21 protein-coding genes and 1 other annotated feature are annotated in these 24,578 nt (G+C 45.3%); of the genes, 14 read left to right on the plus strand and 7 right to left on the minus strand.

What is annotated here, in order from left to right; all coding sequences use genetic code 11:
• Positions 1-24 precede the first annotated feature (24 nt).
• The 5 genes from ACFQWC_RS17715 (at position 25) to ACFQWC_RS17735 (ending at position 4,016) form a co-directional block, all read left to right on the plus strand.
• Entirely contained in the window at positions 25-1,050 is a 1,026-nt protein-coding gene (locus tag ACFQWC_RS17715) for a hypothetical protein (protein WP_377108734.1), read from the plus strand.
• Between the two features lie 46 nt (positions 1,051-1,096).
• Positions 1,097-1,301: a binding site (T-box leader), on the plus strand.
• A 171-nt stretch (positions 1,302-1,472) separates the two neighbouring features.
• Entirely contained in the window at positions 1,473-2,903 is a 1,431-nt protein-coding gene (gene proS / locus ACFQWC_RS17720) for a proline--tRNA ligase (RefSeq protein ID WP_377108735.1), read from the plus strand.
• Between the two features lie 95 nt (positions 2,904-2,998).
• Positions 2,999-3,172 carry a hypothetical protein gene (locus tag ACFQWC_RS17725; RefSeq protein WP_299741654.1) on the plus strand — a complete coding sequence of 58 codons (174 nt, stop codon included), beginning with the start codon at positions 2,999-3,001 and terminating at the stop codon, positions 3,170-3,172.
• Positions 3,173-3,277: 105 nt separating this feature from the next.
• Positions 3,278-3,427 carry a hypothetical protein gene (locus tag ACFQWC_RS17730; protein WP_299741656.1) on the plus strand — a complete coding sequence of 50 codons (150 nt, stop codon included), beginning with the start codon at positions 3,278-3,280 and terminating at the stop codon, positions 3,425-3,427.
• Positions 3,428-3,455: 28 nt separating this feature from the next.
• Positions 3,456-4,016 carry a GNAT family N-acetyltransferase gene (locus ACFQWC_RS17735; protein WP_377108736.1) on the plus strand — a complete coding sequence of 187 codons (561 nt, stop codon included), beginning with the start codon at positions 3,456-3,458 and terminating at the stop codon, positions 4,014-4,016.
• Positions 4,017-4,055: 39 nt separating this feature from the next.
• Here the strand turns inward: ACFQWC_RS17735 and ACFQWC_RS17740 are convergent, their stop codons facing one another.
• On the minus strand, positions 4,056-5,735 hold the full coding sequence (locus tag ACFQWC_RS17740; RefSeq protein WP_377108737.1) for a hypothetical protein: 1,680 nt from the start codon (positions 5,733-5,735) through the stop codon (positions 4,056-4,058).
• Positions 5,736-5,922: 187 nt separating this feature from the next.
• Between ACFQWC_RS17740 and ACFQWC_RS17745 the strand changes: the two genes are divergently transcribed.
• Positions 5,923-6,945 carry a LacI family DNA-binding transcriptional regulator gene (locus tag ACFQWC_RS17745; protein WP_377108738.1) on the plus strand — a complete coding sequence of 341 codons (1,023 nt, stop codon included), beginning with the start codon at positions 5,923-5,925 and terminating at the stop codon, positions 6,943-6,945.
• Positions 6,946-7,100: 155 nt separating this feature from the next.
• Positions 7,101-10,061 (plus strand): carbohydrate binding domain-containing protein, encoded by a 2,961-nt coding sequence (locus ACFQWC_RS17750; protein ID WP_377108739.1) that lies wholly within the window; start codon positions 7,101-7,103, stop codon positions 10,059-10,061.
• 279 nt (positions 10,062-10,340) lie between these two features.
• On the opposite strand, the gene ACFQWC_RS17755 is transcribed toward ACFQWC_RS17750, so the two are convergent.
• The 4 genes from ACFQWC_RS17755 to ACFQWC_RS17770 all read right to left on the minus strand — a co-directional run bounded on the left by ACFQWC_RS17755 (position 10,341) and on the right by ACFQWC_RS17770 (position 16,618).
• On the minus strand, positions 10,341-11,144 hold the full coding sequence (locus ACFQWC_RS17755) for an endonuclease/exonuclease/phosphatase family protein (protein WP_377108740.1): 804 nt from the start codon (positions 11,142-11,144) through the stop codon (positions 10,341-10,343).
• 3 nt (positions 11,145-11,147) lie between these two features.
• A complete protein-coding gene (locus ACFQWC_RS17760) occupies positions 11,148-12,782 on the minus strand; it encodes a PTS transporter subunit IIBC (RefSeq protein ID WP_341357369.1) in 1,635 nt (544 codons plus the stop codon).
• A gap of 521 nt (positions 12,783-13,303) precedes the next feature.
• Positions 13,304-15,220, minus strand: a complete 1,917-nt coding sequence (locus ACFQWC_RS17765) for a heavy metal translocating P-type ATPase (RefSeq protein WP_377108741.1) — start codon at positions 15,218-15,220, stop codon at positions 13,304-13,306.
• A gap of 213 nt (positions 15,221-15,433) precedes the next feature.
• Positions 15,434-16,618: an MFS transporter gene (locus ACFQWC_RS17770; protein WP_299741670.1), complete on the minus strand. Its 1,185-nt coding sequence runs from the start codon at positions 16,616-16,618 to the stop codon at positions 15,434-15,436.
• 129 nt (positions 16,619-16,747) lie between these two features.
• Between ACFQWC_RS17770 and ACFQWC_RS17775 the strand changes: the two genes are divergently transcribed.
• On the plus strand, positions 16,748-17,131 hold the full coding sequence (locus ACFQWC_RS17775) for an OsmC family protein (RefSeq protein WP_299741672.1): 384 nt from the start codon (positions 16,748-16,750) through the stop codon (positions 17,129-17,131).
• Between the two features lie 271 nt (positions 17,132-17,402).
• On the opposite strand, the gene ACFQWC_RS17780 is transcribed toward ACFQWC_RS17775, so the two are convergent.
• Positions 17,403-17,822: a pyridoxamine 5'-phosphate oxidase family protein gene (locus tag ACFQWC_RS17780; RefSeq protein WP_299741673.1), complete on the minus strand. Its 420-nt coding sequence runs from the start codon at positions 17,820-17,822 to the stop codon at positions 17,403-17,405.
• 90 nt (positions 17,823-17,912) lie between these two features.
• On the opposite strand from ACFQWC_RS17780, the gene cax reads away from it, so the two are divergent.
• The 3 genes from cax (at position 17,913) to ACFQWC_RS17795 (ending at position 20,335) form a co-directional block, all read left to right on the plus strand.
• Positions 17,913-18,968: a calcium/proton exchanger gene (gene cax, locus ACFQWC_RS17785; protein ID WP_044338559.1), complete on the plus strand. Its 1,056-nt coding sequence runs from the start codon at positions 17,913-17,915 to the stop codon at positions 18,966-18,968.
• 224 nt (positions 18,969-19,192) lie between these two features.
• Complete coding sequence (locus tag ACFQWC_RS17790; RefSeq protein ID WP_299741677.1) at positions 19,193-20,044, plus strand: YfkD famly protein; 852 nt, start codon at positions 19,193-19,195, stop codon at positions 20,042-20,044.
• 105 nt (positions 20,045-20,149) lie between these two features.
• Positions 20,150-20,335, plus strand: coding sequence for a hypothetical protein (locus ACFQWC_RS17795; RefSeq protein WP_299741679.1), 186 nt, complete (start codon positions 20,150-20,152; stop codon positions 20,333-20,335).
• 331 nt (positions 20,336-20,666) lie between these two features.
• On the opposite strand, the gene yfkAB is transcribed toward ACFQWC_RS17795, so the two are convergent.
• Complete coding sequence (gene yfkAB, locus ACFQWC_RS17800) at positions 20,667-21,794, minus strand: radical SAM/CxCxxxxC motif protein YfkAB (RefSeq protein WP_341357372.1); 1,128 nt, start codon at positions 21,792-21,794, stop codon at positions 20,667-20,669.
• A 115-nt stretch (positions 21,795-21,909) separates the two neighbouring features.
• Here yfkAB and ACFQWC_RS17805 point away from each other — a divergent pair, with 115 nt between their 5' ends.
• The 3 genes from ACFQWC_RS17805 to ACFQWC_RS17815 all read left to right on the plus strand — a co-directional run bounded on the left by ACFQWC_RS17805 (position 21,910) and on the right by ACFQWC_RS17815 (position 24,522).
• On the plus strand, positions 21,910-22,092 hold the full coding sequence (locus ACFQWC_RS17805) for an SE1561 family protein (RefSeq protein ID WP_034761313.1): 183 nt from the start codon (positions 21,910-21,912) through the stop codon (positions 22,090-22,092).
• A gap of 342 nt (positions 22,093-22,434) precedes the next feature.
• Entirely contained in the window at positions 22,435-22,881 is a 447-nt protein-coding gene (locus ACFQWC_RS17810; protein WP_377108742.1) for a GNAT family N-acetyltransferase, read from the plus strand.
• A gap of 84 nt (positions 22,882-22,965) precedes the next feature.
• The gene (locus ACFQWC_RS17815; protein WP_341357374.1) at positions 22,966-24,522 is read left to right on the plus strand and encodes a fumarate hydratase; all 1,557 of its coding nucleotides are present in this window, start codon (positions 22,966-22,968) and stop codon (positions 24,520-24,522) included.
• The last annotated feature ends 56 nt before the right edge of the window (positions 24,523-24,578 follow it).

Genomic DNA, 24,578 nt, shown 5'->3' on the forward strand with positions numbered 1-24,578 from the left:
AAAAGGCACAAAGGGGGTCAGTGGATGAAGATGACGGCTGATCAATACTGGGACCGGTGGGAAGAGTTGATGGGCCAGGAAGAAGCAAGTTATGAGAAATGGAACGGTTTAGAGGATCTGTTGTCCATTGCTCAGAAAGAAAAGGACCTCTATAAGGAGTTTTGCTGCCGGTTCGGGATCATGAGGACCGTCAACTATCTTGGGGAGTATGAGGAATTATTCGATCATTTCGAGTGGTGCAACGGCTTCTTTTTAGATAATGAAGAGAGCCTGCAGGATTGGGTGGAAAGCCTCTTTTGGATCTATAAATGGATGGCGGAGCATCTGGTGAAGATGCCCGGCATTGACACGGAACTGTTAGATGCCTTTTTCAGTGACTTTCAAGAAGCGTATGACCGTTATGGCTACAGTCTAGGCCCCTTTTACCAGCATCAGCATAAACGTGCGTTGAAAACAGGGAATGTAGAGGAAGCGGAAGAGTATTATCAAAAGTGGATGACAGCGGAAAGAGACTCGCTTTCAGACTGTGAAGCCTGTGAATATCAGACACAGCTTGAGTATTTTTATTTTACCGGGGAAAAGGAAAAAGCCCGCCCCATTGAAATGCTTTTATTATCAAAAGAAGTGACATGTGGTGAAATTCCCCACTTGACCTATAGTAAGCTGCTCTTGCCTTATGTTGAAGATGGTCAGGTGGAGGAAGCCTCGCGCTATCAGTCAAAAGGATACTTTTTCATCTATGATAAGCCACACTTTTTAGTCGAAGCTTCCGAACATATCCGGTTTCTTGCTTTAACGGAACCTGTCAGGGGAATTAAAGTATTGGAGCGTCACATCGAGTATGCGGATAGCGGGAAGGATCCTTACGGGTTGTTTTACTTTTATATGAGTGCGATTGTTCTTCACCGTAAGCTTGTGGAAGCCGGTCATCGTCCGGGATTTGCCATTGATGTGATGAGTGAAATTGCGAAAGAGATCGCCGGAGATTTTGATGAGAGGAATGGGAATGATTTCTTTAGTCGGGAGATGGAGAGAATTTATTCTTTGTAACAAATATTGACACCCCCATCAAATCTATATATAATCATCTAAAATATGTGAAACATTGCCGAGGATCAGTAAAGGGATCTTGTCTTTATAGAGAGGGAGCGTTTTGGTGAAAAGCTCCTATAGATGAACCTTTGAACCTGCCTCTAAGTTCTGTATCGAATGAAGATATCAGCGGTCCGAAACCGTTATCATGGAATGAGTGTAAAGCTTTGCTTTGAATCAGGGTGGTACCGCCAGAAATGGTCCCTGATGAGAAGCAGGGCTTTTTTTGTTTTATGGGTGTCGATCAGGCGATTCGCTGATAAATCCGGTATTTCGCTGATAAAATGAAAATTTCGCTGATAAATCCAGGATTCCGCTGATAAAATGAAAATTTCGCTGATAACTAAACCAATCCAATTAAAAATAAGAGGTGCTTTCAAATGGCAAAAGAATTTGTAAAAGATGTTACGGGCATGAATGAGGATTTTGCCCAATGGTATACGGATGTCGTGACGAAGGCGGAGCTGATCGATTACTCAAGCGTCCGCGGGTCGATGATCATCAGACCTTACGGGTACGCCCTGTGGGAAAATATCAAAGATGCCCTTGATGCGAAAATAAAAGAAACAGGGCATGAAAATGTGTATATGCCACTTTTCATACCTGAAAGCCTCCTGCAACGGGAGAAGGATCATATCGAAGGCTTCGCGCCTGAAGTGGCATGGGTGACCCATGGAGGGGAAGAGGAGCTGGCGGAACGATTATGTGTACGTCCGACTTCCGAGGTATTGTTCGGAGAGCACTATAAAAACATTATCCATTCCTACCGTGATCTGCCTAAGCTTTATAACCAGTGGGCCAATGTGGTCCGCTGGGAAAAGACGACCCGTCCTTTCCTGAGAACATTGGAATTCCTCTGGCAGGAGGGACATACGTGTCATGAAACGGACCAGGAGGCACATGATGAAACGGTGAAAATGCTTGAGGTGTATGCGGAGCTTTGTGAAGAGCTGCTGGCGATCCCGGTCATCAAGGGGCAGAAAACGGAAAAAGAAAAGTTTGCCGGTGCGAAGTATACGTATACGATCGAGAGCCTGATGCATGACGGGAAGGCTTTGCAATCAGGAACGTCCCACCATTTAGGTGATGGATTTGCGAAAGCATTCGGCATTCAATTCACGGACCGTGATGGAAAGCTTCAGCATGTGCAGCAAACGTCCTGGGGATTCACGACCCGCATCATCGGTGCGATGATCATGGTTCACGGGGATGACCGGGGGCTGGTGGTTCCTCCACGAATCGCACCGACTCAGCTGATGATCGTGCCGATTGCCCAGCACAAGGAGGGCGTCCTTGATTTTGCCTATAATCTGAAAAGCCAGCTTGCCGGCGCTGCACGAGTTAACATCGATGCGAGTGATAAAAAGCCCGGCTGGAAGTTTAATGAATATGAAATGAAGGGAATCCCACTTCGCCTGGAGGTCGGTCCACGGGACATCGAGAACGGGCAGGTGATTTTAGCAAGACGAGATACGGGTGAGAAGATCACGGTTGCCATGGAAGAGCTAGAGGGGAAAGTCACAGAACTTCTAGAGGACATTCAACACAATCTTTTAGAAAAAGCGAGAGCTCACCGTGAAGAAAAAACCACGGTAGCGAAAACCTTTGAAGAATTCAAAACGACGGTGAACGAGAAAGGCGGATTCGTCAAAGCCATGTGGTGTGGAGACCGTGCCTGCGAAGACAAGATCAAAGAAGAAACGAGTGCTACATCACGATGTATGCCATTTGAGCAGGTGCAGGTGTCCGAAACGTGTGTGTGCTGTGAAAAAGGTGCGAAACACCTAGTATATTGGGCAAAAGCGTACTAAGAGACAAAAGACTGGTTCTTCCGTCCTTTTTCTTACAAAAGTCGTCTTTTTATCGTGTTTGATTAATAAACATAGGTAAAGGAGGCGTCGATTATATGGATTTTGAACTCATCATCGTTTTGTTTATGGTATTCGTGGTAATCAGCCTTTGGGTCGTGCATACCAAGCTCAACCGGATCACCGAGCATGTGCAGCAAATGGATGAAGAATACTTATCCGATGAGCAAATCGAGAGGGAATTAGAGGAAGAATGGAATAATGATAAGTAATGACTAAGGCGTTTCTCCTCAGAGGAACGCCTTCCGTTTTTATGAAAAAAGACTACCAATCTAAATGGCCGGTTGATACAATTAAACGTATGAGGGGTGAGGGAAGTGGGGGCTTTTGTCATCATTTTGGTCCTAGTGCTATCGCTATGGTCTATAACAGTCACCATTGAGAAGCAAACAAGCAGACTGGTAGAAAGCCAGCGTGAGCAGATCGAATGGTTAAAGAAGATACAATCAAAATTAGAAGAAAAATGACTTATATAAACGAAAGGGAGGGGCAAAGATGAAATATAAGGACTTAATCATCGAAACACCCCGATTGGTCATCAGACCCTTTGTAAACCGGGATTACAAAAACTGGTTAAGGGAACACCTGAACAGGCTCCCATCCCAGCATAAATATGATGTTGGCTATCAGGACATGAGTGAGTGCACGGAGTTCTGGTTCAGGGAGATGCTTCTGAAGCATGATGAAATGATCGATCGGGACCAGGTCTATGTTCTGGGGATCTTTCTGAAAGAAGGTGGCGCGAATATTGGGACCATCGACTTCTCCACTCTGATGCGGTACAACTTTAACTGGGGAAGGGTCGGTTACACGGTACATAATCGTTACTGGAACCGGGGCTACGGGAAAGAAGCTGTGAAGGCAGCCCTTCAGCTGGCTTTTGTCAAATTGAATTACCACAGGATCGAGGCCCATATCAATCTCGATAACGCGCCATCGATCAGCCTTGCAGAAGGTGTCGGCATGCAGTATGAGTGCACGCGGGAAGGATTCATTTATGAGTTTGGGAAGTGGACGGATAATCTGGTGTATTATGTGAATGCCGGTGAACCATAAAAAAACGATGAGAGCTCATGAGCCCTCATCGTTTTTTTATTATAATCCTTCGATGGTCAGTTCTTTCACTGGCAGGAATTCTTCCCCTGTATCCATGTACTTCACGTTCACCTTGTCATTTTCCTTCAGGTAGATCGCAAGTAAGCTGTTTTCGGAGGAGACGATATAGTTGTTGCCGTTGTCGAGTAAGAATGATACGACTGTGGAGTCGCCTGTCTTTTCTTTATAGACCCGGACGACTGTACCATTTGTCTGTTTCTCCTCGGCTTTTGAGCTGCCGTCAACGCTCCCGCCTCCTCGTTGAAGGGCGGTTTTGTATTGCTTCAATGCCTGGTTTGGTGTGCCCGCATAGGCTGATATTTCCGGGTTGGCTGCCGAGACGATGAAGTAGTTTTGTAAGAAACCATTCGCATCGAGCACCGGGGTCAGCCAGCTTGCTTCTCCGTAGAAGTTATAGAGCACCGGCATTTCGCCGTCCCATTTTTTCTCGATGAATTTCTTCTGGATGATCTGTAGGGCTCCTTGTGAATCCATGTAGGATTCTTCAAGATTTCCTGTGTAGAATGTCGCTTCTCCCGTTCTTGAGTTCGTCAGGGAGTAACCGAGCATGGAATCGACACCTTCTTTTGGCGAGGTGAAATCGGTGAAGTAGTACATGTCACCATTTTCGTCAAAAATAGGGCTCACATTGGCTTCGGTCCCTTCATCTGAAGGAAGCTTGACGTCTGATTTACCGAAGCGGCTGTTCCAGAATCCTTGAACGTAGTTACCGAAATAACTGTTTTGGAGGCTGACGGTTTCCGGTGAAATCGCGCCGTCAATGAAATCCGGTACGTCATCGATTTTGTATGACTTGGTATCACCGGATTTTGGATCTACCATGACGATTCCTTTCGCTTCAAATCCATTTCGTGCAGAAATGAACTCACCGTACGTTCGAATATAGAATGGCTTTCCTTCGTCATCGACCTCAAGCTGAACATCACCATTGAAGATCTGCTTCGGATAGTTCAAGCGGATGTGTCGCTCGATCTTTTTATTAAAGAAGGCAGATGGTGTGTAGACCATTTCCTCTTTAATGAATTTAGGGTTTGCTGATGAATCGGTGGCACTTAGCGTGAAGTAACCAGGTGTTTCATCCCCCTTGAACCATTTAAAGAATCCGGAGAATTCAACCGGTGCAATGTAGACGTACTCGCCATTGACCTTTTGAATCTGCAGTCGTCCAAGCTCATAGTAACTCGTATTCGGAACCTGACCGAATGCTTTCTTCATTTTGTTACGGGCGAATTGTGGAGGGACGCTTGCCGGCGTTTCCTTCTCATCGAACGCTTCGATTTCCGTTTTTACGTCCATTTTCGCTGATTCAAATTTCTGATCGGCGTTGAAGACAAAGGCAGTCAGGAAGTAAGCCCCGATGAGGAGACTTCCAAGGAACAATGCGCCCTTCACCATTCGTTCGGTCCCGGTTGCAAGTGTGGCGCCGAATCCTGCAGCTACGATGAGCAAGATCCACATGCTCGTAAAGTTCTGATCAAGATTCGTCATGTAATAGAAGACGAATACAATGATCGTCGTGATCAGGAGAGTGGCTCCGGACAGTGCTGCAAATGACGGATACCCCTCTTTTTTATTCTGCTTTTTCATGATTGCCATCGGTACGACGAGTAAGGCCATGACCAATCCGACAATGACTGAAAATAGTAATATATTTCCCATAGTGTTCCCCTTTCAAGTGCTTCTGTTTATAGTGTATATACGGATGAGGGGGTGGGGAGGTTTCAATTGTTTTTAGGAGCGTTGACTGAGTGTTCGATTGGGTGGATCGATCGTCCGATCATGGCTATATATCCAACCTAAGCATCATTCGGTATAATAAAAGAAAGCAACCATTCAGGAGGAGTCTATGGATATATTTGATATTGCGAGGATTGCGGGGGTGTCTCGGAAGACGGTACAGCGTGTATTGAACAATTCGGATCAGGTACGAGCGGAGACCCGTGAACGCATTCTGCAGATTATGGAGGAGAATCACTATCAGCCCAATGTGTCAGCGAGAAGGCTGGTGAAAAAAAAGACGTACACGATCGGCCTTTTTATCATTCAAGATCCTTCGAAGCATCGTATATATTCGGATGACCTATTTTACAGTGTGGTGATCGGGGCCATGATCAATGCCTGCTCAGAGCGGGGCTATAATATGCTGGTGACTATGACGGATCTGAATGATTCCTCCCCGGTTTTAAAACTTTACCGTGAAAAGAGCATCGATGCGGGGATCATCATCAGTTGGAGCAACGTCCAATCAATCGTGGATCAAATTTCCGCAGCGGGCTTCTTGGTGGGGGTCTTTGATCAAAACAACGTGTCAAGGTGGACACCTGAGATCCCGATGCCCGTATTACAAAACGAGGTGAGTGCACTGGGGGCGACCAATCATTTCATTGAGCTTGGTCATGAGGCGATCGGGATCATTACGGGTGATGAAGATAATCCTGCAGCAATGGCGCGTTTGAGAGGCTATCAAATAGCGATGCAAACAGCAGGGCTTCCCGTGCAAACGGATTACATATATAAAGGTAAGTTCATCGAGGAGTCAGGACGGGATGCCGTCAATCATTGGATCGGGCGGGGGACTCTTCCTTCAGCTATCGTTTGTTCGAATGATCATATTGCATTCGGTGCCCTCAAGGCGTTAAAAAAAGCCGGCAAAAATGTCCCTGACGATGTGTCTCTCATTGGCTTTGATAATCTATTGCTTACGGAATATACGTCTCCCGCATTAACGACCATGCATGTACCTAGAGTTGAGATGGCGGTGGCTCTGGTGGAGCAGCTGATTCATAGAATCGAGGAGATTCCCTATGAAAAGATGAGTCCATTTCAAGCTGCACTCGTCAAACGAGCTTCCTGTCGTCAAAAAGATTAAGAAGAGAAAATGCTGTATTCCCAAGGGAGTAGGCATTTTTTTTCGTTAAAAATGGAATTGTTATTGTAAAAAAATGTTGTCAAAGAGTGGTGATGCTTTTATAGTTATATACAAATGTCCCACGTGAGACATCAATCAAAACTGGAGGCGTTCCAATGATTAAAAAAGCTGTCACCTCTTTTACCGCTGCATGTCTCATCATGAGTCTTACACCAGGAAACATAGGAAAAGCAACGCAGAAAGAAAAGCCTTTTCACCTCAAGGATTCGACATTAATAGATAAAACGATTGAAGGCGACCTGGTGATCACACCTGATGCCGGAAAAGACATCACCCTTGAAAACGTGACGGTTCACGGGAAGACCCTTATCAAAGGGGAAGCGCCTGATACCCTTCAGCTGTCCGATTCGGAGTTACACAATCTATCGGTTCAAGGACCTGGTCACCCTACAAAGATCACCGTCTCTGGGGAATCAATAGTCGAAGAAACCCTGTTGGATGGAAATGCCGAGCTTGAAGAAAGAGAACTTTCGTCCGTTGGATTCCAGAACGTAACCGTATCGGCATCCACGGTCAAAACGAAGAAAGCTGATTTGAAAGGCGAGTTCGAAACCATTACAACCACTGGTAAAAAAGGAGGGGCTCAAGTAGAGCTTGACGGCGTTGCAGATCGGTTTGAAATGAACGCGCTTTCAAGCGTCATCCTTGCTACGGATGCGTTAGTAAAGGAACTTACTGTATCAGCATCCGGTAAAGGGTCGATTATCGATGGAGACGGTAACGTGGAGAAAGCAACTTTGAACGGCACCGTTACATATAAGGGAGAAGAAACAAGTGATGCATCTTCTTTTGCTTCACCATGGTCCCTCGTATGGAATGACGAATTCAATCAGGCCGAAATTGACCGTTCGAAATGGACATTCGATATCGGCAACGGGTTTACCGATGCCAATGGTATCTTTATACCCGGGTGGGGGAATAATGAAAAACAATATTACACAGACCGCCCTGATAACGCTAAGACAGAAGATGGAAAGCTCGTCATCACGGCTAAAGAAGAAGAGTATGAAGGCCACTCTTATACGTCCGCACGCCTGAAAACGAAGGGGCTTTTTTCAAAAACGTATGGGAAATTCGAAATGAAGGCGTCGCTTCCAGTCGGGAAAGGCTACTGGCCGGCGTTCTGGATGCTCCCGGAAGATGATAAGTATGGAGGATGGGCAGCCTCCGGTGAAATCGATATATTAGAAGCCCAGGGAAGTAATCCACAAGAAGCGATCGGGACTATTCATTACGGTGAAACCTGGCCGAACAATAAATACACCGGCGCTCACTATGCCTTTGAAGATGGATCGACCATTGCCGACGAGCATGTATACTCAGTTGAATGGGAGCCGGGGGAAATTCGTTGGTATGTGGATGGAAAGCTCCGCCAAACCCAAAACAATTGGTATAGCAAAGGGACAGGCAATGCGGCCAACTTCACGTATCCTGCACCATTTGATCAGCCTTTTCACATGTTATTGAATGTGGCGATCGGCGGGAATTTTGACGGGGATCCAACAGAGGATACCATGTTCCCTCAATCCATGGACGTTGACTATGTGCGGGTTTATGATCTGACGGGAAGACCGTATAAAACGCCGGAGTTGCCTGTATTCGAACAGCAACCATTACCGGAAGAAGCGAAACAACCCCTCGAAGACGGAAATCTCATTTACAATAATGGATTTGATCAGGACTGGGATGACGTTGAAGGGATTGAAGGGGTGGAGAATACGGATTACTGGTATTTCTTGACCGTCCCTGACTTTGGAGGGAAAGCGAATGTGTCCCTTGATCAGTTGGATAGCGTGAACTACGCAAAAGTCGATATACAGGAGCCCGGTAATCAACCTTATTCTGTCCAGCTGATACAAGATGCCTCTATTGGAAAAGGACGTTATTATCGTGTGTCTTTTGATGCGAAGTCCAGTGAGGCGCGTCCGATCAATGTAAAAGTCAGCGGGGGTCCAGAGAGGGGATATGCCACGTATTCACGAAGTGAGTCGTTTGAGTTAACAGATCAGGTGCAAACCTATGAAACGGTGTTCCAAATGACGGAGGAAACCGATCTTGCAGCCCGACTGGAGTTTAATGTAGGCTTGTCCACCCTGCCTGTCTGGATCGGAAATGTCCGGGTCGAGGAAATCCCTCCTGTGAAAGTGGATCCGGATGCTTCCAAGTCTGCGCTTCCTGACGGGAACCTTGTCTATAATGGGACGTTCGACCAAGGATTCCCTGACCGTTTGCTTTATTGGAATTTGGTAGATTCCGAGAATGCTGAGTTCATCGGGGTGGATCCCGATGAGCGGGTATTTTCTGCCAAGCCTTTAAATGAAACGGACAAAGTACAATTAGTGCAAAAAGGTGTTCAGCTTCAAGCTGGAAGTGAATATGAACTGACACTGGACGGGATGGCTGAAAGTGCCCGTGATATTCAGATTGAGATGAGAAGCAAGGATGGAGAGGTTTCCTATGCAGCGGAAACGATTCCTCTGAATGGTGATTGGGAGAGTCATGGCATGGCTTTCAAGATGCGGGATGTAACGGATTTGGAAGCGCAGCTGGTCATCCACCTTGGGGGCAGCACTCATAAAGTGAAACTGGATAATATGAAACTATTGAAAAAAGTGGGACCCATTGATCCGTTTCCTATTAAAAACGGGACATTCGACAATGCTTTAGATCCCTGGGAGTCTTACATCCATTTTGATGCAGGGGCAAGTATTCAGCATGTCGATGGTGAAGCACATATCTCCATCGGGAATGAAGGGAAGGAAGCATGGAGCGTTCAACTCTTTCAAGGGAATCTGGTGCTAGAGCCCGGGAAAGAATACACGCTATCCTTCGATGCAAGCTCTTCAGTAGCACGGTCGATGGAAGTGACGCTGGAAAACAGTCAATATACGAGGTACCTTTCGGAATTTGCTGAACTTAATGAAAATCTGGGTCGCTTTGAATATACGTTTACCACCCCTTTGAGGGAGGAAACGAGTTTGAAGTTTTTACTTGGTGCCACTGGAGAGGTGCTTGGCGCACATGATGTGGTGATTGATAATGTGGAGTTGAAATAAGTTTGGGTACAGCGTCTTTTGGGCGCTGTGCTTTTTTGTTTAGGTTTTGAGTGTGGGGAGGCTTGAGGGTGTGTGAATGCTTTGGACTAAATGTTCCGCCGGGTGGAGGGCGTGTAGTTTTGACGGAGAATAGTAGAACGGTCGATAAATCTCAAAGCGCCCATAATCCCCCTGGGCAAAAACGACTCCGACACCCAAAACTCGTATGATTCCCGTTCAAACTCCTCCCAAAACAACACAAACCTCATTATAATCACAAAAAAAGCAGCCGATCTAAGATCAGCTGCCTACCCCTTCACCCAAAACCACTTCAACCCCGAAGTGATCCGAGACAACAGGCTTATTGACATCATTAAAGATGACCCGGGACGACCGAACGTCCACTTTCTCACTGGACAACACAAGATCAATCCTTAAATCGACCTTATTCTCATCCCATCCGGCAATCTTCCCTTCAACGGTTATCCCGTTGTCACGTTCAACAGCTTCATCAAATGTATCCATGAGTCCTTTGGAAAGAAGGTAATCATATCCTTCCTCACGAACCCATGCATTATTATTGAAGTCGCCCATTAAAAAGAAGGGGAATTCAGTGGTGACTTGCTCGATCAATGAGTCAACCTGAAACTTAAACGGTTCTTCTTCGTCCGTCCACCAGCCGAGGTGGCAGGAGTAGAAGGTGAGGGGCTTTCCTTCATATGAAATCGTGGCCCCTACGATCTTACGGGTTTTCCAGTAGGATTGGTCATGGAATTTTGAGATGAAGAAGCGGTGTTCTTCAACGACCGGGTGCTTCGTTAAGATGGCGACGCCTTCTTCATAGACGTCGTACCCGATATGAGCGAAGTCCCATACTAATGAATAATCCTTCACGCCAAGTTTCTCCAGTTCCCCAAGAAGGACAAGGGCAAAATTGTCTTTTTTAACTAAGCCCTGGGCAGTCTCACTTTCGATCAGCTGACTGACTTCCTGGAGGGCGATGACATCGTAGGATTTCTCCGCGATGTCATGTGCCAGGATCGAGATTTTTTCGAGTTGGCTGTCTTCTTGCCATGAGTGGCAATTCAACGTGAGTAATTTCATGTATTACGCTCCCAGTAGATCTTGAATGTCAGACTTGATGACGTCTGCTTTCGGACCATAGATGGCTTGTACGCCTTTGTCTTTCAGGATGAGCCCCAATGCTCCGTTTTTCTTCCATTCCTGTTCAGTCCCGACTAGGCTTGTGTCTTTTACAGTTACACGAAGACGGGTCATACATGCATCCACGTCTACGATGTTGTCTTTACCGCCAAGCATGGCAACGACTTTCGGCGCGATGGAATCTTTACTTACTGTCCCGCCGCCGGTAGTTGCTTCGTCTTCAATGTAGTTCCCGTTACGACCCGGTGTCGGGAAGTTGAACTTTTTGATCAAGAAGTTGGCAACCGTGAAGTTAAGGCCAAAGAATACGATACACGCAATCACAAAGTTCACAAGGTCGACCCATAGGCCGGCTTTGAGGATCATCGGAACACGAGTCAATAGCTCGATGGATCCAAATGAGTGAACACGGATGTTGACGATATCCACAATCGCGAAAGCAAGTCCCGTCATGATGGCATACACAACGTATAAAAGCGGAGCTGCAAACATGAACATGAATTCGATTGGTTCTGTAACACCTGTTAAGAATACAGCTAAACCAGCTGATAGGAACATGGATTTGTATTTTTTCTTCTTGTCTTTATCCACATTACGGTACATGGCATAAGCGATACCGATTAAAGCAGCTGTGGATAAAATCATTTGACCTACTTTGAAACGTGCAGGTGTGACGTCATTTAATAATTGTTTGTAGCTTTCCGTATCTCCTGCAGCCAGGAAGTTGTTTAAGTCAGCGATCCATGCGAGCCATAGTGGATCTTGACCAGCAACCGTCGAACCTGCTCCTGAACCAGTCAGGATCTTGTACGTTCCGCCGAGTTCCGTGTAATTGATTGGAACCGTTAACATATGATGCAGACCGAATGGTAATAATAGACGCTCTAACGCACCGAAAATGAATGGCGCAATGATTGGCGCTGTGTTACGGGATGTTGCGATCCATTGACCGAAGTCATTGAGTAATCCTTGAATGAATGGCCATACAATGGACATTACGACAGCGATTACAACAGAACCTACAATAACGACGAATGGCACGAAACGTTTTCCGTTAAAGAAGGAAAGGGCATCTGGTAATTTATCATAGTTATAATATTTGTTGAAAAGGTTGGCTCCTAAGAAACCTGAGATGATTCCGACGAATACACCCATGTTTAAAGCGGGTGCACCAAGAACCGATGTGAAATAATCAGAAACAATTAACGTTTGTCCGAAAAGAGAAGAGACCGTTGCTTCGGGGTCTCCAAGCATATCTCCATTGACTCCGAAGATCGCTCCGGTAATACGGTTGATCAGGACAAAGGCGATCAATGCAGCGAAGGCACCGCCCGCACGTTCTTTCGCCCATGAGCCACCGATGGCTACTGCGAACAAGATGTGAAGATTGGTGATGATTCCCCAACCGATATCCTCCATAACTCTTGCAATCGTTTGCACTAATGTGATGTCTCCACCCATCATTGCAATCAACTTACCGATGGAAATCATAATCCCTGCAGCTGGCATGACGGCCACGACCACAAGCAATGCTTTCCCGAACTTCTGCCAAAAATCAAATGACAATAAATTCTTCATAAACCCGTTTCCTCCTTTAATATCAATCTATTCGACTATATATTTTACATTGGATTACATGTGTGCGTTTACATTTCAGATTAAGTGAAATGCTGATTGGTGCGTCTTTATCATTAGAGTGCATGTATCATGAAAATAGATGCAACCGTTTGCACTAACTAAACACATTTTATGATATCCCTTTCAAGAAAGCAACAACAAAATATTATTTTAGTAAAATATTATTAGTTTGAGGGACGGACCTTGGTAGGTGAGGGTATGTTACAGGGGGTGTGGATAACTATTCTGGTTGTTTAGTAGTGGGAGGAATAGAGGGGGATATATTCATGGGATGAGGATTGTGGATAATTTTCAGGAGGTGTAATGGGTTGATCTATTGTGGATGAAATAGGGGTGTGGATAAGTGTCAGAGAATCGCTGGACCGCCATTCAATTTCAATCACTGCAATTACATCCCTCACGAATTCACCGCCAATTCACAAAAAAACATCCAACCTCTCAAGATTGGATGTTTTTAAACATTATTTCAACAATCGCAGACCATTTAAGATAACCAAGATCGTACTACCTTCATGCCCGATGACCCCATAAGGGAGATCCAGGATTTGCAGGAAGTTCGACGCGATCAGCAGCATGATCACAGCGATGGAAAACACCACGTTTTGTTGCACGATCCGTTTCATTTTTTTCGAAAGCTTGATGGCTTCAGCAATACGGGTAAGATCGTTTTTCATTAGCACGACATCGGCTGTTTCCAGTGCGACGTCGGTTCCTTCACCCATGGCGATTCCTACGTTGGCCGTTGCAAGTGCAGGTGCGTCGTTGATTCCGTCCCCGACCATTCCGACGGTACCGAATTGACGTTTCAGCTTTTTCAGTTCGTCTACTTTCGTTTCCGGCAGGCACTCGGCAATGAAGGAGGCAACCTTGGCTTCTTCTGCAATGGCACGGGCCGTCTTTTCGTTGTCCCCTGTCAGCATGATCGTTTGGACGCCTTCATCTTTAAGGAGTTGCAAAGCTTCGATGGTTTCTTTACGAACCACGTCTTTCAATGCGATCAATGCCACAATCTGATTTTCCTTGGCAACGAAGACCGTTGTTTTACCTTCAGAAGCGATTCGTCCAAAGGCACCATCCATAAATTGTTCTGCCAACACTTTATCCACAAAATCTGCTTTCCCGATTTTCCATTCGGTTCCGTTCACAAGCGCTTTGACTCCCCAGCCGGATACGTCTTCGAGGGAATCAGGCTGAAAAAGTTCCGCGTTACGTTCACGAGTTGCGTGTTTCACAATGGCTTGAGCAAGTGGATGATTCGACTGATTTTCAATCGAAGCGATGACAGTCATCACTTCATGTTTATCCACATGATCCGCAACCACTATATCCGTCACAACTGGTTTTCCTTTCGTCAACGTACCGGTTTTATCAAAGGCAATGGCTTTGATGTTGCTCAAGTTTTCCAAGTGAGCTCCGCCTTTAAAAAGAATTCCATGACGGGCACCGTTTGAAATCGCCGATAAACTCGCCGGCATGATAGCGGCAACCAGGGCACAAGGTGAAGCAACAACGAGTAGGACCATTGCCCGGTAGAATGTTTCCGTCCAGCTCCATCCGAGTAGGAAGTGGGGCAGGAACATCATCAGGAAGACAACGGCAAGCACTACTTTTACATACGTTCCTTCAAAGCGTTCGATGAACTGCTGTGAAGGCGATTTTTCGCTTTGCGCGGATTGCACAAGGTCAATGATTTTTTGGAAAAGGGTTTCACTGCTTGGTTTGGTCATTTCAATGGTGATGGCACCGTTGATGTTGACCGTTCCAGCGAACACTTCATCTCTTTGACCTTTAGTTACAGGGACGGCTTCCCCTGAAATGGCTGCTTCATCGATGGACGTTGTTCCTTTTACGACAATACCGTCCGTTGGCACGCGTTCACCCGGTTTGATCAGAATATGGTCTCCGATTTCAAGGCTTGAAACGTGGACTTTCTTTTCGCCAGATCCTGTCACGAGCCATGCTTCTTCAGGCTGAAGCTGCATGAGTGCGGAAATTTCCTTCTGACTTTTGTTCATCGTATACGTTTCAAGTGCGCCGCTGACAGCGAAGATGAAGATCAGGATGGCACCCTCTGTCCAGTAACCGATAATGGCAGACCCCACTGCGGCAAAAATCATCAGCATCTCTACATTCAGCTCTTTGTTTTCGATGGTTTCTTCGATTCCTTCTTTGGCTTTCGCGAATCCGCCGATGACAAAGGCGAGGAGATAGAAGATGATGCTCAAGCTTGAGTCGTCATTTGATGTCAACCATCCCAGTAAAATAAACACACCACTGACCAATGCGGCAATCAATTCTGCATGAGGTTTTATTTTTTCAAAGAAGTGTATTTTTTCATTTGGTGCTCCCATGGATAAGGCTTTGGATTGTGAGCTCATAGCGTATTCCTCCTTCAGATAAATGAAAATACGAGATTCTCATTGAGAATAATAATCAACGTCAATACCCCTATAAAACGACGAAAGCTGCCACCAATGAAAGGTGACAGCAAAACTGCACGTGCTCTTAGATGATTTTATATGAAGTTAGTAATTTATAATTATTATAATCTAATCCTATCACATGTATATGATAATGGAAAGAGTTTTGTGCTAGTTATTCTGGGTTATTTCACTACGTCGATTTTGAAGGGAAAAGACGAGTAGGCTCACAAAAATCATCAGCATCATGCATGCAATTAAGTAGAAGAAGCTTGAGCCTTTGAACCAGTCGATGGTGATCCCTCCAACGAATGGACCCATCATGCTTCCGAAGCTGAAGAAGATCCCGCACATGATGTTTCCGGCAGGAAGTAATTCTTTTGGCAGAAGATCAGTCATATAACTAATACCAAGTGAAAAAGTCGATCCGACAGCCATCCCGGCTAACGTAAAGCAGATAAATAAGCCCATGGTGGATTCAGAGACGATTCCTGCGGCAGAAAAGCAGAGAAAGCCGATCATCATGACGATGAGCAGGACATTTTGTCTTCCATATTTGTCACTCAGAATCCCGAGTGGTACCTGGGAAATGATACTTCCCACGGCAAAAGCAGGCAGGAGGATGGCGACTGCTTCAATGGAAAGACCGTTTCGAAGGGCGAACACAGGGAAGTTTCCATTTAATGAAGCTTCAAGGAAACCATATCCCAACGGAGGCAACAGGGCGACCCATGCATATTTGAGAACCTTTCCGAAGCGCTGGAACGATCCAAGGAACGAGGCACTGCCGATATTTTGCTGATCGGGGAATTCGTTTTGTAATTTAAAGACGAACATCCACACGGTCAGGCTTAATAAGGAAGAGATGATGAACGGCAATGCCTGATGGATGGTGATGAGCTGAGTCATCATCGGTCCCACGGCAAAACCGACTCCAAAAGAGACCCCGTAGATGGATATATTACGTCCGCGATGTTCTTTTGGTGAAAACGATGTGATCCATGTCTGGGTGGCGAAGTGCAGCATGTGATCGCCGATTCCAATGCAAAGACGCAGGAAGAACCAGAACCAGAAGGATTTCCAAACCGGGAACAGTAAAAGTGACGCTGCGACCACTATTCCTCCGATGATGATCATAGGCTTGTATCCGATTTTTTGAAGTGGCCTTTCCATTAATGGAGAGGCGAGTAAGATTCCGATATATAGTGCAGTTGCGTTTAATCCGTTCAGGGAGGAAGAGATGCCGTCCTGCTCGAATATGATGGCGATTAAAGGAAGGAGCATCCCTTGTGAGAATCCTGAAATTGCCACGATTCCGACAAGGACCCAGAAACGGAAGGTCAGTGTTTGATTCATTTGTAAAAACTCCCAATCAATGATGATTACTTATTAGATGGTACCCCCAATTTCATTGTTTGGCAATACGAAACGAATAGAGTAAAATCAAAACATCTACTAACATAATAAGGAAGGAATGATGTAAAAATGGAATTTAACATGCAAGAAGGCGGATTTTTCACAGATTTAGGGTTTGGGAAGCTGGAGGTTTCGGGTAACGAAGAGTATGGCTTTCGGCCGTTCCAATTATTGGTATCTTCCGTAGCAGTCTGCAGCGGGGGAGTGCTCCGAAAAGTACTGGAGAAAATGCGCATCGAATTTGACGACATACATATCAAAGCAGATGTAACCCGCAACGAAGCCGAAGCAAACAGAGTCGAAGCCATCTCCCTTCACTTCACCATCAGAGGGACGGACCTCGACGAAAACAAAATCGAAAAAGCCATGAAGCTCACCCGCAAAAACTGCTCCATGGTCCAATCCGTACAAGACAGCATCAAAATCGAAGAAACGTTTGAGTTAGTGCAGTGAAATTTTGAGGGACGGACCTCCATTCAACGAGCATAAATCCTATTGTAACAAGGTTTATAACTAGATGGGAGGTCCGTCCTTCAGTGCAGTAGAGTGTTGAGGGATGGACCTCAAATCAGTTTAAGCCCTATTCCATCAAGGCTTACAACCAGATGAAGGTCCGTGTCCCTCACTACAGTAAACTGTTAAAGGACGGACCTCTAAAATCAGCATAAGTCCCATCAAACAAGGTTCTCATCTGATTGAAGGTCCGTCCCTCTTTAGGTGTCCTCTATAGGCTTAGTTCTTGTGGTTCTTTGCCTGTTTTTTCGTAGTAGAGGATGGTTTTGGGTGTGAGTTTGAGGAGCATGTATTCCGGGTCATCGGGGCTTGCGATCCAGGATTTTAGTTGGTCGTTCCAGAATTTCTCTTTCAGCTCTTTGGATTCTTCTACAGTTGCCTCTGCTTCAATTTCTACATAGTGCTCATGATCGGAATCTCGGTCATGGCCCAGAAGAATATGAACATGAGGGTTTTGTGCGATGTCTTCCGCTTTGTGCGCATGCTCATTGGTTGCGGTGTAAAGAGTAAGGTCTTCATGGTAGAACATCATAAAGCGTGAATATGGTTTGTTGTCTCGGATTGTGGCAAGGGTGCCCGTTTTATGGTTGGAAAACAACTCAACGATCTTATCTTTTAAGTTTTGTGCCATGGGTGGTACCTCCTAATTAGGTTCTACCTATAATGTGTCTAATCTCACTTGATTTAAACAAATTTTCTTTTAGAAAGAAGGATCTTACACATGAACAAAATATTTGCACTGCTTGTATTTGCAGGAGTTCCGATCTCAGTCATCGGTTCACTGCTTCATTGGCCGAATGTAATTATGTTCGTAATCTATTGTGTGACGATCATTGCCCTTGCAGCATTTATGGGAAGGTCGACGGAAAGTTTGGCCGTTGTGTCAGGACCCCGTATCGGCGGGTTGCTTAATGCCACCTTTGGAAATGCGGTTGAACTCATTATTTCAATTTTTGCGTTAAAAGCTGGTTTGGTTGGCGTCGTGCTTGCCTCCTTAACTGGATCCGTACTTGGAAACCTTCTATTAGTTGCCGGGTTGTCCTTCTTTGTTGGGGGAATCAAGTTCAAACGTCAGAAGTTTAATGTGTTTGATGCCCGTCACAACTCGGGGCTGCTTATGTTTGCCATTATCGTTGCTTTCGTGATTCCGGAAGTATTCGCCCAGGATATGAACGAAGCGAAGACCATGTCCCTTTCAATTGGTGTGTCTGTTATTTTAATCGCCCTTTATTTATTTGCCCTATTCTTTAAATTAGTCACTCACCGCGGGGTGTATCAGCATGAAGGCGAAGAAGGTGCGCACGCTCATGAAGAACCGGAGTGGAGTAAAGGGAAAGCATTACTGATCCTTGCCGCCTCTACAGCAGCCGTTGCCTATGTATCTGAACGCCTCGTTCATACCTTTGAAGAAGTAGGGAACACATTCGGCTGGAGCGAACTGTTCATAGGGGTCATCATCGTAGCCATCGTCGGAAACGCTGCCGAGCATGCGTCGGCGATCATAATGGCTTATAAAAATAAGATGGATATCGCTGTGGAGATTGCAGTGGGATCTACCTTGCAGATCGCGATGTTTGTAGCGCCGGTTCTTGTATTGATTTCACTGTTTTTCGAAACGAGCATGCCGCTGGTGTTTACGTTACCGGAACTGGTGGCCATGGTTTCAGCAGTACTTGTCACGATCGTCATATCCAATGACGGGGAGACGAACTGGTTTGAAGGACTGACCCTACTCGCAGCCTATTTCATCATGGGGATCGGATTTTATCTACTATAATAAAAAAAGAAGCGGAGTCCAATTACGGACTCCGCTTCTTTTTTAGGGAATGTAGGAATGATTGAAAACGGTCAGTATGCCCGACTGTTTTCTTTTCAAAAGTAGTATAATATAATATTTGAATTTTGTAAATATTCTTTCAAATAAAGTTTTTTGGATAAGCTATTCCAACTAGGAAAAACTAACGGCAAACCCTTAAGTTAAGCTTGAAAGGAGTCAATTTTATGAAAATCATGCGCACTGCTCTTATGGTCATTCTCGCATTTTTCGTTGCAACCACTGGTATCCATGCTGAAAATAGTCCTAAAAAAGCAACTGACAAAGCACCGAAAACAACGGAGAAAGCTCCGCAAGCAAATGAAGATACCAGTGTAAAGATCCCGAATTCGGTTTTAAATATCGCCAAGGAAAATACGTATCCCAATTCCACACAGGATCAGCCGTATCTTCAACCGAGCGAATGGTCTCAGGAACTAATTGAAACATCCAATGTGAAAATTGAAAATCCGAACCTGATTCGGATACTGAACGAATCCACGATGAATAAAGCACCGACGATTGGATTGCGTGCAACCATTTATTTAGGGGAATGGCCTTTAAATTATGCTTCAACGGAGACATCTCCTAACTGGGAGTATCAAAAGGTCAATACGAACTATTTCGATAACCGTGGCGGAAAATCCAACTATCAAATTCATTACGTCCAGGAAGCACAAAAAGTGGTGAAGGGCGGACTCACGGCAAAAGTTCCACATGCAGAAGATGTGGAGAAAATGATGCTTATTAAAGCAATGGATAAATCAAAGCTGCCACTCGCATTTCAAACAATTGTAGGAGCAGGAACGAAGAAAGACCAAGTGTACAATATTTCACCTAAACGACTTGGTTACTTATATGCCTACGCACCAGCGATTAACGAAAAAGGAAAAGTGACCTACGGTGAAGTGTTCCTTGTCATGAAGGGTACGAAACGCTCCATCGTCGTGAAAAACGTAACCTCTCAAGGAGTTGGAGCGTGGATTCCAGTTCAGGATCATGTCCACTTTGGCTTCATGGCAAGCGAAACACCAAGATAAATGTTTAAAGAGGAGTGAAATGGGGTAAACCTTAATTTCACTCTTTTATTATTTTCTTTGATATGTTATAATAATTAGAATATTCAGAATTGAAGGAGGGATATCATGGAGTATCTACTTATTTTTGGTGGGATCCTGATTGCGTACACAGCTATGAGAATTTGGTTCGGAGCGAAAAGGGCTAAAGTATATGCCGAAAGCCTCAAGAATCAAAAGTATAACGTAATGGACCCAGCACTACAGAAGATTGACCAGCCCGTGAAAGAAAATCACCGCGGTCCAATCGGATAAGAAGCACACCGGATAAATGTCCGTTGTGCTTTTTTTTGTGTATGAGAGGGACGGACCTTGAGTTGGAAGAATGGCGTGATATTTAGGATTAGAGGGACGGACCATGTTTTTAGGGGAGAAGTGGGGTTTATTGGCGTGCTTGGAATGAATGGGTATTTGGTGTACGAGTTGCGATTGGTTCACAAATTGGCACAACAAACCTGGAGAGTTGCACAACAAACAGTCAAACTGGCACAACAAGCCCTTAAAGTTAGTCAACTAATAGAAAATCAGATCCAAAATTACATGAAAAAAGCCCAAATCTATAATGGATTTGAGCCTTCACACTATTTTATCGAGAAATCTTCGCTTCACGCTCCGAAAAGTCAACATCACCATAATACATAGACTTCACCAGGACGTTCGGTCCAAGGCAGCGGGCCATAGGGCAGTGACAGTTCAACTCTTTCGCAAGAGGTTGTTCTTTCCACTTTTCAAAAATGGCAGGAAGCGTATCCTTTGTTATGTTTCCAAGTGGTGGCGTGTCGCCGAAGTCAGTGACGATGACATCACCGGTGAATATATTTACGTTCAGACGGGAACGGCCGTCGGGATCATTACGGACGCTAACATTTTTAGCTGCATAGAGTTCAGTCAGAAAATCCAAGTCTTCCTGTGAAGAGCTGCATGGATAGAATGGCAGCGTTCCAAATAGCATCCACACGTCTTCATCACGGAAGGAAAGAATGTCTCTAATTGCTTCACGTGTTTCTTCCAATGAAAGAGTTTCTAGGCTTGAAGCGAAATCGGAAGGGTACATTGGGTGAATTTCGTGACGACCACACTTCATTTCGTCTACTACTTGACGATGGATTTTTTCCAAGTAGGGCAGGGTGTTTTTATTTAACATGGTTTCTGCCGAGACAAGGACTCCACGCTCAGAAAGTGCACGGCTGTTTTCGATCATGCGGTCAAAGAGTTTCTGACGCTGCTCCCTTGTTGGCTTTCGTTCCATATTGGCAAAGCCGACATCGATGAACTCATCGACCGTTCCCCAATTGTGAGAGATGTGCAGGACATCCAGGTAAGGGGCAATAAGTAAATAGCGGTCAAGATCCAGGGTCAGATTTGAATTGATTTGGGTATGTACGCCTCTGGAATGTGCATACTTGAGTAATGGCAAGACATAATTTTCAACGGATTTCTTTGACATCATCGGCTCTCCGCCGGTAATACTAAGGGAACGAAGTGTTTTAATATCGTCGAGCTTCTCGAGAATCAATTCTATGGGAAGAGCGCTTGGATCCTTCGGAGACAGGGTGTAACCGACGGCACAGTGCTCGCATCTCATGTTACAGAGCGTTGTGGTGGTGAATTCTATATTGGAAAGCGTGATATCACCATGCTCATCCACATCTAAGTAAGCCTCCCAAGGATCATGGTCAATCGACATTTTCTTGGAGAGAGTATCAGTTTTCATTCGTAAAAGCTCCTTTATTAGTAAGTCACCTATCCATTATTGAGAAACGCCCAGCCCTTGTCAATCCGAAAGTTATTGGTTACCATAGTAAACGTATTGAAAGGAGAGAGAACTCTTGGGTAAAGCTATCAACGATAAAGACTCACAAGTGAGCTATTTAAAACAACGCCTGAACCTGTTCGTCGACGTTCTGGACTCAATCGACCCTGAACAAGCGGATATAGACGATATCGACCGCCTTATTGCGATGATCGATGATATAGAAGTAAAATGCGAGCAATTTAAGAAGAGTGAGTAAGAGTCCTTGATGGGGCTCTTATTTTTTTTGAGGGACGGACCTTTGATTGGGGTTGGGGGGTGAGGTGAATAGCGATGGTGAAGGTGATTTTTTGCGGAATTTGTTGGATTTTGTAGAACGGTTGATATTCGGATGATTTCAGTCGATAAATCTGATTAGCGATCGATAAACTTTAATAACGGTCGATAAGAATTCATAACGGTCTACAATTTTTTTATCCGCCCCATAAACCTCACCCTTCATCCTATGCAAAATAGGAGACAAGAATACCAAGCAGGATTTCCCCGCTAAAACGTCAAACTTTAATAAAAACATCTATTATTAAAGGAGCGAATCATCCCCATGATCATCACACCCATTGAAAAACACCAATGCCAAGCAGCCAAAGACGTGATCCTGTCCGGTTTCCTCGAACGGTTCGGCTTCATCGATCATACCCTGAATCCCGATATTCATGATATTTCTGTAGAGTACGATGGGACGCACCATCATTTTTTTATAGGAAAAGATAACGACAAGATCATCTGTACAGGCGCTATCCGAAAAGAAACCCAGGATACGTATCGGATTGTGAGAATGTCTGTATTATCCCCATTTCGAAAACGAGGTCTTGGCCGCATCATGCTCAATCATTTAGAAGAAAAAGCTTATTCTCTTGGTGCACGCACACTCACCCTCGAAACCAACAAGCACTGGGCGGACGCCATCCAATTTTACCAGAGTAACGGGTACACCTATAAGGAAGAAGACAAGGTTTCATGTTATTTTGAGAAGGAAATTCCATTGTGAAATCCCTTTCAATCTTATTCTTATAGGAGTATAATGATGTATGAAAATTAAGACTGTTTTTGAGATCTTTAGAGGGGGAGAACGATGAATAAAGAGACATTACAGCAAAGTATGTACGATTTGATTGTGGAAACATCCACAAACCTGCCAAAGGATGTTAGACGTGCGATCCGCACGGCGAAAGCCCGTGAGAACGCCGGCACGCGTTCGGCTATGAGCCTGGACACGATTTCAAATAACGTAAAGATGGCGGATGACAATGTATCACCGATTTGTCAGGATACAGGGCTTCCGACTTTTAAAATAAAAACACCGGTCGGCGTGAATCAGCTTGACATCAAAGAAGCGATTTATGCTGCGATGGTACAGGCGACGAAGGACGGAAAGCTTCGTCCTAACTCAGTTGATTCATTGACCGGGGCAAACTCTGGAGACAATCTTGGCTTAGGGACACCGGTCATCAAGTTCGAGCAGTGGGAGAAGGATTACATCGATGCGCGCCTGATCTTAAAGGGCGGCGGTTGTGAAAATAAAAACATCCAGTACAGCCTTCCGTGTGAGCTTGAAGGACTGGGCCGTGCCGGACGTGACTTGGATGGGATCCGTAAATGCGTGATGCACTCGGTGTATCAGGCTCAGGGACAAGGCTGCAGTGCCGGTTTCATCGGAGTTGGAATCGGAGGAGATCGTTCTTCAGGCTATGACCTGGCAAAAGAACAATTATTTCGTTCCGTTGATGATGTGAATCCGAATGAAGATCTACGTAAGTTAGAAGAGTACGTAATGGACCATGCGAATGAGCTTGGAATCGGCACGATGGGATTCGGCGGTGAAACGACGCTGCTTGGCTGTAAAGTCGGTGTGATGAATCGTATCCCTGCAAGCTTCTTCGTATCCGTTGCTTATAACTGCTGGGCATTCCGTCGCTTAGGGGTGAAGCTTGATGTTGAATCAGGCGGTATCGACGAATGGTTCTACCAGGAAGGCGAGAAGATTGACCTTACTCAAGGATCTGAGGCTGAGCTTGAAACGGCAGCGGCTTCATCCGGGGAACAGCCGAATGTTGTGGTACTGCAAGCTCCGATCACGGAAGAAAAGATCCGTGAGTTGAAAGTGGGAGACGTGGTTCAAATCAACGGGCGCATGTACACCGGCCGTGATGCGATCCACAAACATTTGAGTGAGAATGATGCACCGGTGGATCTTGATGGCCAAATCATCTACCATTGTGGTCCGGTCATGCTGAAGGACGATGAGGGCAACTGGCACGTGAAAGCGGCTGGCCCGACAACATCGATTCGTGAGGAGCCTTATCAAGGGGACATCATGAAGCGATTCGGCATCCGTGCTGTCATCGGGAAAGGCGGAATGGGACCGAAAACCCTTGCTGCCTTGAAAGATCATGGCGGTGTTTACCTGAATGCCATCGGTGGAGCGGCACAGTACTACGCAGATTGCATTAAAGGCGTAGACGGAGTGGATCTGATGCAGTTCGGTATTCCTGAAGCGATGTGGCACCTGAATGTGGAAGGCTTCACAGCGGTTGTAACGATGGATTCACATGGTAACAGCCTTCATGAAGAAGTGGATAAATCGTCATTGGAAAAATTAGCTCAGTTTAAAGAGCCAGTTTTTAAATAAGAAATTGGAACCACCTCGTACGGGATACGGGGTGGTTATTTTATTGGTTATTTATG

It is taken from the genome of Rossellomorea sp. GCM10028870 (assembly GCF_042666755.1).
Classification (GTDB): domain Bacteria; phylum Bacillota; class Bacilli; order Bacillales; family Bacillaceae_B; genus Rossellomorea.